Below are 12,793 nucleotides of genomic sequence, written 5' to 3'. Positions count from 1 at the left end.
CGCGCCGCAGCCATCAACAGGCCCGCAGCGCGCGCCCCCAGGGGTACCCCGCCCAAGGGCCACCCCGCCCCGGAACCACCGCACAGCGGACGCACCCCCGCCCGGAGCACCGCACGCCGCGCACCCGTACACCGCACAGCCAGCCCAGACCTGGAGGCCCGGCCATGCCCACGCCCGCACAGCCCCGACCCGATCACCCCCCGTACGACGTCGCCATCCTCGGCGCCGGCATCGCCGGTTCGATCCTGGCCGCCATCCTGGCCCGCAACGGGGTCAGCACCGTCCTGGTCGACGCCGGGACCCACCCGCGCTTCGCCGTGGGCGAGTCCACCATCCCCTACACCTCGGTGATGCTGCGGATCCTGGCGGCCCGCTACCGGGTGCCCGAGATCGCCAACCTGAGCCACTTCTCCACGATGCGCGGCAAGGTGTCCTCCAACACCGGCCAGAAGAAGAACTTCGGCTTCGTCTACCACCGCGAGGGACGGTCGCAGGACCCCCGGGAGATCAACCAGTTCGTCATCCCGGCGGCGCTGTCGACCGAGTCGCACATGTTCCGGCAGGACACCGACACCTACATGTTCAACGTCGCGGTCCGCTACGGCGCGGTGCCCCGGCTGGCCAGCAGGGTCACCGACGTCGAGGTCGACGGCGCCGGGGTCACCCTGGCGGTGGCCGGCGGTCCGGAGATCCGGGCCCGCTACGTGGTCGACGCCGGTGGCCACAGTTCGCCGCTGGCGGCCAAGTTCGGCCTGCGGGACGCGATCCCGCAGCAGCGCACCCACTCCCGCGCGCTGTTCACCCACATGGTGGGCGTGAAGCCGTACGACGACTGCCCGGCCGCCGCGAGCCACGACAACCCGAGCCCCTGGCACCAGGGCACGCTGCACCACATCTTCGACGGCGGCTGGCTCTGGGTGATCCCCTTCGACAACCACAAGGCCGCGACCAACCAGCTGTGCAGCGTGGGCCTGACCCTGGACCCGCGCGTGCACCCCAAGGGCGAGCTGTCCCCGGAGCAGGAGTTCGCCCGGTTCCTGGAGCGGTTCCCGGACATCGCCCCGCAGTTCGCGCAGGCGAAGGCGGCCCGGCCGTGGGTGTCCACCGGCCGGCTGCAGTACTCCTCCAGCCAGGTCGTCGGCGACCGGTTCTGCCTGACCTCGCACGCGGCCGGCTTCGTGGACGCGCTCTACTCGCGCGGTCTGACCAACACCACCGACATCGTCAACGCCCTGGCCTGGCGCCTGATCGAGGCCGCACGGGACGACGACTTCTCGGCCGAGCGCTTCGCCCATGTGCAGACCCTGCAGCAGGGCCTGGTGCAGGCCCACGACGACGTGGTGTCCAGCTCCTTCACCTCGTTCCGCGACTACGGGCTGTGGAACATGACCTTCCGGATGTGGGCGCTGGGCACGGTGCTGGGCACGCTCAACGCCCAGGACGCCTACGTCCGCTTCCAGCGCAGCGGCGACCCGATCATCTGGCGGGAACTGGAGTCCCAGCCGCACCCCGGTGCGCTGTTCCCGGCCAGCCAGGGCTTCAACAAGATCACTGAGGCGGCCTGGGCGGCCTGCCGGGACGTGGAGAGCGGCCTGATGAGCCCGGACCGGGCCACCGGCGCCCTGCTGGACCTGCTCCAGGACGAGTCCTTCGCGCCGCCGGCCTTCGGCCTGGCCGATCCGCAGAATCGTTTCTACAACCCCAACCCGGCGCGGATGCTGCGCACCATCCGCTGGGCGCACACCGGCGCCGACCCGGACACCGGAGCGATCGTCAGCAGCGCGCTCGGAGGGTTCCTGCGCAGTCGATTCCAGAGGAGCGCGTGATGGGGGCGAACCAGATGCCGGACCCACAACCCACGGACACCGCCGCAGCGGCCCCGTCCCCGAAGGCCCCCGCGGCCAAGCCCACTACCAGGCCGACCACCGTCAAGCCGACCGCGGCGAGGGCCGCCGCCAAGCCCGCCGCGGCCATGGCCGCGATGGCGGCCACCACCGCCAGGCCGACCTCGGCCGCCACCCCCGGCACCGAAGCCACGCCCACGACCTCCGGCGCCACCGCCCGGCCCGGTGCCACCGCGCCCGCGGCCCCCGCCGCCGGCGCCTGGTGGGAGGGGGCGCAGGCGGTCGGCGTCGGCGACTCCGCGCTGCCGGACGAGCCGCTCGACGACCGGCCCGAGCGTTCCGGCGCCCCGGACCGCGAGCGGGTGCACGAGGTCGCCGTGCTCGGCGCCCACCTGGGCGGCGGCATGCTGGCCGCGGTCCTGGCCGAGGGCGGGGTGGACGTGGTCCTGGTGGACGCGCCGCAGGACGCGTCCACCCCGGCCGGGGAGAGCACCGTCCCGTACACCGCGGAGGTCTTCGACCTGCTGGCGCGGCGCTTCGACGTCCCGGAGCTGTCCGCGCTGGGCCACTTCGGGCAGCTGCCCACCGAGGTCCGGTCCACCTCCGGGGTCAAGAAGAGCATCGGCTTCGTCTACAGCGAGCCGGGCCGCCGGGTCCGGCCGAACCACCTGCTGCAGTTCAACGTCCCCAGCGAGCACGGCGAGTCGCACCTGTTCCGTCCGGACATCGAGGCCTGGGTGCACCGGGCCGCGGTCACCCACGGGGCCCGAATACCCGCCGGCCGGTCCGCGCTGACCGCCGTACGGGGCGGCCCGGGCGACTTCCGGATCGAGCTGGCGGACGGCAGCACGGTACGGGCCCGCTTCGTCGTCGACATGGCCGGCCAGGACGCGCCGATGCTGGAGCGGCTCGGCCCGGCCACGGTGCTGCAGTCGCTGCGGCACTCGTCCCGGGTGCTGACCGCGCACCTGCGCGGGGTGCTGCCGCTGGAACGGCAGGTGGTCCCCGGCGTCGGCGGCAAGCCGTGGAGCGGCGGCACCACCCACTTCGTCTTCCCCGGCGGCTGGGTGCAGCAGGTCACCTTCAACAACCACGTGCCCGGCAACGCGCTGGTGACCAGCGTCGCGGTGAGCCTGGACCCCAAGATCTGGCCGCAGACCACGCTCTCCCCGGCCCAGGAGTTCAACCGGCTGACGGCCCGGTTCCCGGAACTGGCCTGGCAGTTCGAGACCGCCGTGGCGGTCCGCCCGTGGAGCGGCGGCGACCAGTGGCAGTACGGCGCGACCCGCACGGTCGGCGAGGGCTTCCTGCTGCTGGACCGCTCGGCCGGCCGCAACGACCTGGTGCTCTCCCGCGACGTGACGATGACCGCCGAGCTGGTGCACGCCGCCGCGGTGGCGCTGCTGTCCGCGCACCGCAGCAACGACTGGTCCACCGCACACTTCCGCCCGCTGGAGTCGTTCCAGGCCGAGCTGATCGAGCACAACGACCGGCTGCTGGAGATGGCGCTCGCGGCAACCGTGGACTTCCGGCTCTGGAACGCCTTCTGCCGGGTCTGGCTGCTGCACTCGATGTTCGCCGCGCTCTCGCTCAAGCGGGCCCGCAACGACGCGCTGGCCCGGCCCGGCACCCCCGGCCAGTGGCAGCAGGTGGACCAGTACCGGGGCTGCGGCTTCTGGTTCCCGGTCTACCCCGGCTTCGCGGTGCTCTTCGACGACGCCTACCGGGTGCTGCGGCAGGTGTCCGAGGACCGGCTGGCCCCCGGGGAGGCGGCGGACCGGATCTTCGCCCAGCTCGCCTCGGCGTCCTTCCTGCCGCCGCTGTTCGGCTTCGGCGACCCCCAGGACCGCTACTACAACTTCACCCCGCCGAAGCGGCTGAAGGTACTGCTCTGGGCCAAGCGCTCGGCGCCGCCACTGGTGCGGCGCGCACTTACCCGGGGCTGACGCCGGCTCCGGTCCCGGCACCGACAAGGCCGGATTCACGCTCCGACGTCCCAGCGAGAAGACAGGACACACATGACACTCGCCATCGACGGCAGCCAGGCCGCGGAAGCGCGGGAGGAGGCGGCCCAGTCCCTGGTCTCGGCCGGACGGACGCTGTTCACCGACCGCGGCTACCGGCAGACCGGCTTCGCGGACCTGGCCGAGCTGGCCGGCCTCGACCCGGAGACCGCCCGCACCCTGTTCCCCGACAAGGCCGCGGTCTTCGGCGCGCTGATCGAACGCACCGTCAAGGTCGCCGGGCTGCTCGGCCCCGACCTGGCCCACGGGGTGGACGACGACCTGCCGGCCCGACTGGCCCGTACCTACCTGACGTTGTGGGAGTCGAACGCCGGGGAGGAGTCCCCGCTGGTCGAGATCTACCGGATCGCCCTGTCCGACCGGGAGGCCTCCGGGGTGCTCCGGCAGCGGATCACCGCAAGCCTGAACGGGCAGGTCGACACGCTGCTGGGGACGCCGGACGCGCCGCTGCGCACCGCGGTGTTCGGCGCGCACCTCGGCGGTACCGCGATGATGCGCCATCTGGTCGGCATCGAGCCGCTGGCCTCGGCCCCGCTGGCACAGGTACTCGATATGATCGCGCCGTCGCTGCGACACGAACTGCTCGGCCCGGCGGCCGGGTGACGCACGCACCGCAGCCGATCCGGTCCGATCCCCGCAGTGCCCGGTCCCACCTGGGACCGGGCACTGCGGTGCCTCGTGGCCTCGACCGCCGCCCCGACCCCGGACACCGCCCGAGACTTCCGGACCTCCGGGCTTCCGGGGCCATCCGGACTTCGGAGCCCGGGCTTCCGCCTGGGCCTCCCGACCCCCCGGCCGGCGTGGTAGCTTTTTATTCTACGGGCCATGAATTACCTGCGCGAAGGGCGATCCACCATGACTTCCGAACGCACCGGCCGGCGCGCCGCGCAGGCCGCGGAGGCCCCGTCCAGGAAACCGGCCGGGCGCGGGCGTGACCTGCCGGCCCGCAGCGGCCGCCGCCCGGGCGACAGCGGCACCAAGGAGCAGATCCTCGGCGCGGCACTGGGCCTGTTCGCCTCCAAGGGGTACGGCGGCACCACCATCCGGGGCATCGCCGAGCAGGCCGAGGTGGACCCGGCCCTGGTGCACCACTTCTTCAGCAACAAGGACGGCGTGTTCCGCGCCGCCATCGAGTCCACCCTGACCACCTCGTCGATCCTCGACTCGATGCCCGCCTCCGGGGAGCCGGGCACCGGAGCCGACGCGGGCACCGAGGCACTGCGGGCCAACCCGGCGCTCTGGTACGCCCGGGCGTACCTCTCCTACTGGGAGGACCCGACCACCGGCCCGGCGATGATCGCCATCTACCGGACCGGTCTGGCCGACGAGTCGTCCTCCGACCTGGTCCAGGCCCGGTTCCAGGCCACCACCGCGAACTTCAAGGAGGTGACCGGCTGCCAGGACTCGCCGGAGACCGACGTGGTGATGGCCCTGGCGGCCGCGCATCTGGCCGGGCTCTGCGTGATCCGGCACGTGCTCCGGCTGGAGCCGCTGGCGTCGATGCCTTTCGAGGACTTCCTCGGCCGTTCCATCCCGGTCCTGGAGCGCTACTTCGCCGACCTCGACCTCTGACGGACCGGCACCCCAGCAGAGAGCCCCGGGCCTCGATGCCCGGGGCTTCCGCCTGTGGAGTTCCCGCGTCGAGTCCCCGCGTCGAGTTCCCGCAGTGCGGGCGCGGCCGGAAGCCGCACCGACGGTGGCGCGAGAACCGCGCCCCCGTCGGTGCGGCTTCCCGCGCGCCCGAGGCTGAACTCCGAGGGGAGGGGCCCGAGGAGATCAGCCCATGTGGACGGCGGGTGCGCCGTCCGACGCGGCATTCGGGTCCGGCGCCGGGGTGTTCATCAGCGCCGCGACCAGGACGACTGCCACCGCGAGGATCCCCGCGGCCCAGCCGAAACCGGTGGTGAAACCGTGCGTCAGCGCGTTCCCCAGCAGCGCCGGGCTCTTGGCGTGCGAGCCGACGTAGGAGGTGGTCGCGCTGGTGGCGATGGTGTTGAGCAGCGCGATCCCGATCGAACCGCCGATCTGCTGCATCGTGGTCACGCTGGCCGAGGCGACGCCGGTGTCCCGCAGATCCACGCCGTAGGTGGCGTAGTTCATCGCCGGGGCCATCACCAGGCCCATGCCCAGGCCGATCACGAACTGGGCCGGCAGCAGCACCCCCGCGTACGAGGTGGTCGGGCTGAGGACGGTGAGCCAGCCCACCCCGATCGCGCCGAAGAGCAGGCCCGGCGCCATGATGGCGCGCGGCGGCAGCTTGGGCAGCAGCCGGCGGGAGATCCCCCCGGCGCCCGCCAGCACACCGGCGGTCAGCGGCAGGAAGGCGCAGCCGGTCTTCACCGGCGAGTACCCGCGGACCACCTGCTCGTAGTAGGTCAGGAAGAGGAACAGCGAGAACATGCCGACGATGGCCAGCCCGACCGCGAGGTAGGCGCTGCCGCGGGTCCGGTTGAGCAGCACCCGCAGCGGCAGCAGCGGCTCGGTGACCCGGCTCTCCACCACGACGAACACGGCGAGCAGTACCACGCCGGCCACCAGCAGGCCGATCACCTTGCCGGAGCTCCAGCCGCTGCTCTCCGCCTCGCTGCAGCCGTAGACCACGGCGAGGAGTCCGGCCACGACCAGGACCACTCCGGGGAGGTCGAACCGGGCCCGGACCGCGGCGCGGTGGTCGGCGGGGAGGGTGTACCAGCCGAAGGCCGCGACGACCGCGATCGGGACGTTGACGAACAGGCACCAGCGCCAGTCCAGGTACTCGGTCAGGGTGCCGCCGACGATGAGGCCGAAGGCCCCGCCTCCGGCCGCGATGGCGCCGAGGATGCCGAAGGCCTTGGCCCGCTCGTCCGACTTGGTGAAGTTCACCGAGATCAGTGCCAGCACGGCCGGCGCGAGCAGCGCCGCGAACATCCCCTGGAGAGTGCGCGCGGCAAGCAGGGTACCGAAGTTGGGGGAGGCGCCACCGAGCGCGGAGGCGCCGGCGAAGCCGATCAGGCCGATCATGAAGGCCCGGCGCCGGCCGGTGTAGTCGGCGATCCGTCCGCCGAGGAACAGCAGGCTGCCGAAGGCCAGGGTGTAGGCCGTGATGATCCACTGCCGGTTGCCGTCGGAGATGGCCAGGGCCTTCTGGGCCGAGGGGAGGGCGATGTTCACGATCGTCATGTCGAGGACGATCATCAGCTGGGCGAGCCCGATGAAGGTAAGCGCCGCCCACCGCCTGGGGTTTGGCGGCGACCCGGCCTCGGCTCCGGGAACCTCGGGAGCATCGGTCGGCCCCGCGGCGTCGCGCGAGGAGGAGATGGTCATGGTGGTGCCTTTCTGCGAGGGCAGGAGCAGGAGGCGACCGGCGGATCCATCCGTCAGTTGTGGCGAGCCGCGCCGCCGTTGCGACTCGCGCGTCGCGGCCGCTTCCCGAAGGAGTAATTCATTCCCTTGTGAAGTCTACGCTTGTTGAGTTGAATGTCAATCGTCAACCACCCCAGTCGAGTTGGTGTGCGGAGCTGCGAACACCCTCGTGACCGGCGGGTCCGAGGACGTCGCAGTTCGTCGGCGATCAGCTCTCGCTGCCGAGCAGGGTGCGGCGCAGCGCCGGGGCGATCGCCTCGATGACGGTGTCGAGCGGGGCGGAGGCCACCGGCTCGATCCGCATCAGGTGCCGGGCGAAGGCGGTTCCGCCCACCTGCGCGCCGAACAGCGAGGTGCGCAGTACCGCGTCCGGGTTCGGCAGCCGACGGTCGATCTGGCTGTTGAGCATCAGCGAGACCCGGTCCCGCGCGATGAGGGAGGCCTCCTGGTCGGAGAGCGCGACCCGGTAGAGCTCGATCAGCGGGGACTCACCCTCGGGGCTGGGCTCCCAGAGCGAGAGGTAGGTACGGGCCAGCCGGGCCGGCAGGTCCTCGTCGACGCCCTCGGCCATGACCGGGCCGAGGATCCCGGCGACCCTGACGGTCCGTTCGACCAGCGCGCCGAACACCGCCGCCTTGTCCGGGTACAGCTCCCGGGCCAGCCGGGGCGCCAGGCCGGCCCACTCGGCCAGGTCGTCGAAGCCGGTCTGCCGGTAGCCGCGCTCGGTGAAGAGCACGCGCGCCGCCGAGACCAGGACCTCGGCCGCCTCCTCCCGGTCGGCCGCGGACATGTCCTCGATGGATTGCGGAGGTGTGGGCCTGTTTCGGTTCGTGGTGACGTTCATCCCGGACTCCTTCAGCAAATGCCCCGGCCGGCGCCGGAGTCGGACAGCGGATCTGAGCGGTGCAGAGCGGTTCATCGCGGAGCGGTTCATCGCGGTTCAGGCGGTTCGGAACGGTTCAGCCGGTCCGGGGCGGCGACCGGCGGTCAGGGCTGGATACCCAGCAGCAACAGCACCGCCTCGGCGGTGGAGAGCCCCGACCGGTCGGCCACGTCGCCGTCGACGGCCGCACCGGGTGCCGGGATCAGATCGAGGGACAGCGACGGGTGCTCGGCGAGCACCGTCTCCCAGTGCCGTCGGCTCGCGCCGCGCAGCACCATGACCCGGCCGGCGTGCCCCGCGACGGCCATACCGTTCAGCACAGCCCGGCCCAGGGCGGTGGCCGGCTCGTGAAAGCCGTCCTCCGGCAGCAGGTCGACCAGGATGTCGACCTGTCCGAGGTCCTCGGTGACCTCGGACACGACACGCTCCGCGTCGTCCGCGTCAAAGGGGCAGACCCGGTACGGCAGTGCCGTCAGGCCGAGTTCGGCCAGTTCCTTGCACAGGTAGGTCGCGCCCACGGCCTCCTCGACGGTCACCACCGCGACCCGGAGACCGGCGGCCGAGAGCCGTATGCTGACGATCCGTCCAGGACCGGTCGCACCGTCGACCACAAGCGCTGTGAGCGAGGACAACGCGGGTGTGTCGGACATGGCGGTACTCCAATCCGAGACCGGGGAACGCCCATGGGCGACGGAATCCGTCCGGATGGGCGCACAACCAGAGAAGCACGCGCGGGTGAGCGGGAACCAGGTGTACGGCTGCCAGGAAGCTGCCGTGCATCTTCCTGCCCGACGGTCGGCGGACCTGCGCCGGAACCCGGATTCCGGGACCAAACATTCATAAGCCGATTCAGGCCAGCCGAGTAGTCTTGGCGCGACAGTTACGCGCCGGTCGCGAACGCGGTCGGCTCCGGTCGGGGGAACGGAATCGTCCAGTGTCTGACTTCACCGATCTCGACCAGGTGACCCTGGCGGTCTACCGGGCAGTCCTGCTGCACCGGGAGGCGGATCCCGCGGTGCTCGCCGAACGCCTCGGTATCCCGGTGGACCAGGCCGACGCGGCCGTCAAGCAACTGATCGACATGACCCTGCTGGCCCCCTCCTGGGAGCAGCCGGACCGGCTTCGCGCGGTCAGCCCCGCCTTGGGCATCGAGGTCCTGGTCCAGCGCGAGCAGCAGGAACTGGCGATGCGTCAGCAGCGGATCGAGCAGAACCGGGCCGCACTGGCTTCGCTGGCGGCGGAGTTCGCCGCCCAGGGCCAGGCCGGGGCGGCGGGCGACACGGAATACCTCTGCGGGATCGACGCCATCCGCACCCGGCTGGCCTCGCTCTGCGCGAGCTGCACCAGGGAGAGCCTTGCCTTCCATCCCGAAGGGGCGCTGCCGGCGCAGGCGATCGCGGCGGGCCAGCCACTGAACGAGCCGATGCTGCGGCGGGGGGTCCACTTCCGCTCCATCTATCTGGACAGCATGAGGAAGGACCGGCCCACCCGGGAGAACGTGGAGTGGCACATCGCACGGGGCGGCGAGGCCCGCACGGTGCCCACCCTACCGATGCGGATCCTGGTCATCGACGGCGCCACAGCCATGATCCCCGCACCGTCCATCGCCGGGCAGCAGCGGGCCCTGATGCTGCACAGCCCTCCGGTGGTGCAGGCCATCCAGGCCCTTTTCGAGGCGTACTGGCAGCACGCGACCCCTTTCGGCGAGCCGGTGAAAGCACCCGACGGCGGTCTGACGCCGCAGGAGCGGGAGGTGCTGCACCTGCTCGCCTCCGGAATCACCGACGAGGCGGCGGCCCGCGCACTCGGGATCGGCGTGCGCACCGAACGGCGCATCGTCGCCGAGCTGATGGATCGGCTCCAGGCGACCAGCAGGTTCGAGGCAGGTGTCAAAGCCGCCAAGCTGGGCCTGCTCTGATGCTCCGTCAGCCGCTCGGCGTGGGCGTCGGCACCGAAGACGCGGTGCCCTCGGGCCAGATGTTGTCCGCCTGGCCCAGCGGTGCGGGACGCGTCGGCGAGGACGAGGACGAAGAGCTGGACAGGCACCCCAATGCGAGGACGGCGGCGAGGGCAAGGGTGGCGAAAAGGGCAACAACGACTGTGCGGTGCGAAATGGACACAACCATTCCCCGATCTGCTTGCACCGGATTCCCCGGTGTTCGGCCGGAGCCCCTGCGGCGCCGGTGAGTACGGCTATAGCCAAGCATTGGAAGTCAAACCCTGCCAACAATTCACTCCACCAGGAACCTGCCATGCAGTTTGCTGCCGATTTGTATACGAATCTTTACATCAAAAAACCCTGTCAATCGGCAATTCAGTCGTGGAATAAGGTTTCCCGCAGGCCAAAAAGGCTGAAGCCGGGAACGTCGGTCCGGCCTCTGCCACAGGAGTCGCGACAGAGGCGCCGGCACCGCACCGACCAGGAAACACCGCTCCTGAGAACCGTCAGCCAGTCATCAGGCGAACCCGCCGCAATGGCCGCCGCGAATACCGCGCGGCACGCATCCGGATTCCTCGCATGGCTGTCGTTCTGGAGTCGCGCTCACTCACAGCACCCCCGATGATCGACCGCATCCCCGCAATGGGAGACCAATCCACCCGTACCGGACGGCGTCCGGTACGGGAAATTCCAGGAGGCCCCGGGGACGGGGTGCGGCACAGGATCCGGAATGCCGGTGCCCTGCCGCGGAACAACATGCTCATGACGCTTCGGCGGTACTCCCCCGAGACCGAAACCGGCGCTCGAACCACGTCGAGCGGTTTGACAGTAAGCCATCATGCGATGCCGCAGCAATACCCTATTTCAACATGTGAGGAATCTTGCCGTCCGAACCACCGGGCGGCCCTGCGGCACCCCCGAGGCGGGTCAGTCGACCCCCTGGTCAGACCCCCGATCGGGGCCCGGGTCGACCCCTCGTCCAACCAGGGTCCGCTCCCAGTCCGGCGGGGGCACCAGCCGGCCGTGGCGGATGGTGAACCCGGCCCGGAGCAGATGGGGACGCGCCTGCTCCAGCAGCCCGACCACACGTAGTGAGGTCCGCAGGCACAGCGCGGCCATGGGCAGTTCGACCAGCCCCGCCATCAGCAGGGCCTCGACCAGCTCGTCGCGCGTGGACGCCGTCATCACGTCGAACCAGGCGTCGGTGACCAGCAGCGCGCAGGCCGCCGCGGTGACCACGGCACCGCGGGCGGAGACCCGCAGGATCCGCACCCCGGCGCCGATGAAGGCGACGATCATCAGGGCGTCGAAACCGCCCCAGGCCAGGTTCCAGTGCGCGGCGACCGCGGCCGGCGGCAGCGTGAGGAACAGCCAGGCCGTCCAGGGCGCCAGCACCAGCGCGGAGCCGAGGAAGAAGAGCGCCAGGGCGGGCGTGACCACGTGCTCGGCGTGCTCCGCCGTACCGTCCCCGAACAGCGCGGGCGGCCGCAACGCCCGTGGCAGCCGCCGCTCCCAGTCCCGATGACCGGCCATCAGCACCTCCCCATCTCAATTCACTGCCCATTGAAATCATCAGATGGTGAGTTTATCCTCGGGGCAGGCACAGGCACAGCCTTCCGTGCGCCCTCGGTGAGGACGTACGGCTACCCGCCGAAGCGAGAAGGGGTCTTGGCCGGTGAGCAAGCAGGTCAAACAGCTCGACCGAGTGATCATCAGATTCGCGGGGGACTCCGGAGACGGCATGCAGCTCGTCGGTGACCGGTTCACCGCGCAGACCGCGACCTTCGGGAACGACATCTCGACACTGCCCAACTTCCCCGCCGAGATCCGGGCCCCCGTCGGCACCCTGCCCGGTGTGTCCAGCTTCCAGCTGCACTTCGCGGACCACGACATTCTCACCCCCGGCGACGCCCCGCACGTGCTGGTGGCGATGAACCCGGCGGCGCTGAAGGCCAATATCGGCGACCTGCCACGGGGCATGGAGATCATCGTCGACACCGACGAGTTCACCAAGCGGGCGCTGGCCAAGGTCGGTTACACCACCGACCCGCTGCAGGACGGCTCCCTGGACTCCTACAGCGTGCACAGGGTGCCGTTGACCACGCTGACGGTGGAGGCGCTGAAGGAGAGCGGGCTGGCCCGCAAGGACGCCGAGCGGGCCAAGAACATGTTCGCGCTGGGCCTGCTGAGCTGGATGTACGACCGCCCCACCGAGGGTGTCACCGGCTTCCTGACCCAGAAGTTCGCCCGCAAGCCGCTGATCGCCGAGGCCAACATCAAGGCCTTCCGGGCCGGCTGGAACTACGGCGAGACCACCGAGGACTTCGCCGTCTCCTACCAGGTCGCCCCGGCCAGGTCGGCCTTCCCCAGCGGCACCTACCGCAGCATCTCGGGGAATCTGGCGCTTGCGTACGGCTTGGTGGCGGCGGGGGTGCGGTCGGGCCTGCCGGTGTTCCTGGGCTCGTATCCGATCACTCCGGCCTCCGACATCCTGCACGAGCTGAGCAGGCACAAGAATTTCGGGGTGCGGACGTTCCAGGCCGAGGACGAGATCTCGGCGGTCGGTGCGGCGTTGGGTGCGGCGTTCGGTGGGGCGCTGGGCGTGACCACGACGTCGGGTCCCGGGGTGGCGTTGAAGTCGGAGACGATCGGATTGGCGGTGTCGCTGGAGTTGCCGTTGCTGGTGATCGACATCCAGCGTGGTGGTCCGTCGACGGGGTTGCCGACCAAGACCGAGCAGGCGGATCTGTTGCAGGCGATG

At 70.9% G+C, this 12,793-nt stretch carries 10 protein-coding genes; 6 read left to right on the top strand and 4 right to left on the bottom strand.

All coding sequences use genetic code 11. The features are described from left to right. Positions 1–164 precede the first annotated feature (164 nt). The 4 genes from ABH925_RS32355 (at position 165) to ABH925_RS32340 (ending at position 5,440) form a co-directional block, all read left to right on the top strand. Positions 165–1,826, top strand: coding sequence for an NAD(P)/FAD-dependent oxidoreductase (locus tag ABH925_RS32355; protein WP_370153833.1), 1,662 nt, complete (start codon positions 165–167; stop codon positions 1,824–1,826). Beyond that, complete coding sequence (locus tag ABH925_RS32350) at positions 1,826–3,790, top strand: NAD(P)/FAD-dependent oxidoreductase (RefSeq protein ID WP_370153831.1); 1,965 nt, start codon at positions 1,826–1,828, stop codon at positions 3,788–3,790. The genes ABH925_RS32355 and ABH925_RS32350 overlap by 1 nt, the downstream gene beginning before the upstream one ends. A gap of 72 nt (positions 3,791–3,862) precedes the next feature. Next, a complete protein-coding gene (locus tag ABH925_RS32345; protein WP_370153829.1) occupies positions 3,863–4,471 on the top strand; it encodes a TetR family transcriptional regulator in 609 nt (202 codons plus the stop codon). A 252-nt stretch (positions 4,472–4,723) separates the two neighbouring features. Further along, positions 4,724–5,440 (top strand): TetR family transcriptional regulator, encoded by a 717-nt coding sequence (locus ABH925_RS32340; protein WP_370153827.1) that lies wholly within the window; start codon positions 4,724–4,726, stop codon positions 5,438–5,440. 204 nt (positions 5,441–5,644) lie between these two features. Here the strand turns inward: ABH925_RS32340 and ABH925_RS32335 are convergent, their stop codons facing one another. The 3 genes from ABH925_RS32335 to ABH925_RS32325 all read right to left on the bottom strand — a co-directional run bounded on the left by ABH925_RS32335 (position 5,645) and on the right by ABH925_RS32325 (position 8,743). Then, positions 5,645–7,171 carry an MFS transporter gene (locus tag ABH925_RS32335; protein ID WP_370153825.1) on the bottom strand — a complete coding sequence of 509 codons (1,527 nt, stop codon included), beginning with the start codon at positions 7,169–7,171 and terminating at the stop codon, positions 5,645–5,647. A gap of 247 nt (positions 7,172–7,418) precedes the next feature. Beyond that, positions 7,419–8,054 (bottom strand): TetR family transcriptional regulator, encoded by a 636-nt coding sequence (locus tag ABH925_RS32330; RefSeq protein WP_370153823.1) that lies wholly within the window; start codon positions 8,052–8,054, stop codon positions 7,419–7,421. Positions 8,055–8,197: 143 nt separating this feature from the next. Then, the gene (locus tag ABH925_RS32325) at positions 8,198–8,743 is read right to left on the bottom strand and encodes an SDR family NAD(P)-dependent oxidoreductase (RefSeq protein WP_370153821.1); all 546 of its coding nucleotides are present in this window, start codon (positions 8,741–8,743) and stop codon (positions 8,198–8,200) included. Positions 8,744–9,027: 284 nt separating this feature from the next. Between ABH925_RS32325 and ABH925_RS32320 the strand changes: the two genes are divergently transcribed. Then, positions 9,028–10,011, top strand: coding sequence for a LuxR C-terminal-related transcriptional regulator (locus ABH925_RS32320; RefSeq protein WP_370153820.1), 984 nt, complete (start codon positions 9,028–9,030; stop codon positions 10,009–10,011). 948 nt (positions 10,012–10,959) lie between these two features. On the opposite strand, the gene ABH925_RS32315 is transcribed toward ABH925_RS32320, so the two are convergent. Beyond that, positions 10,960–11,565, bottom strand: coding sequence for a hypothetical protein (locus ABH925_RS32315; RefSeq protein ID WP_370153818.1), 606 nt, complete (start codon positions 11,563–11,565; stop codon positions 10,960–10,962). A 142-nt stretch (positions 11,566–11,707) separates the two neighbouring features. Between ABH925_RS32315 and ABH925_RS32310 the strand changes: the two genes are divergently transcribed. Next, the coding region (locus ABH925_RS32310; RefSeq protein ID WP_370153817.1) for a 2-oxoacid:acceptor oxidoreductase family protein at positions 11,708–12,793 on the top strand (1,086 nt) is incomplete at its 3' end.

The sequence above is a fragment of the Streptacidiphilus sp. EB129 genome, assembly GCF_041262645.1.
Classification (GTDB): domain Bacteria; phylum Actinomycetota; class Actinomycetes; order Streptomycetales; family Streptomycetaceae; genus Streptacidiphilus.
This window is presented reverse-complemented; position numbering and strand designations above follow the sequence as displayed.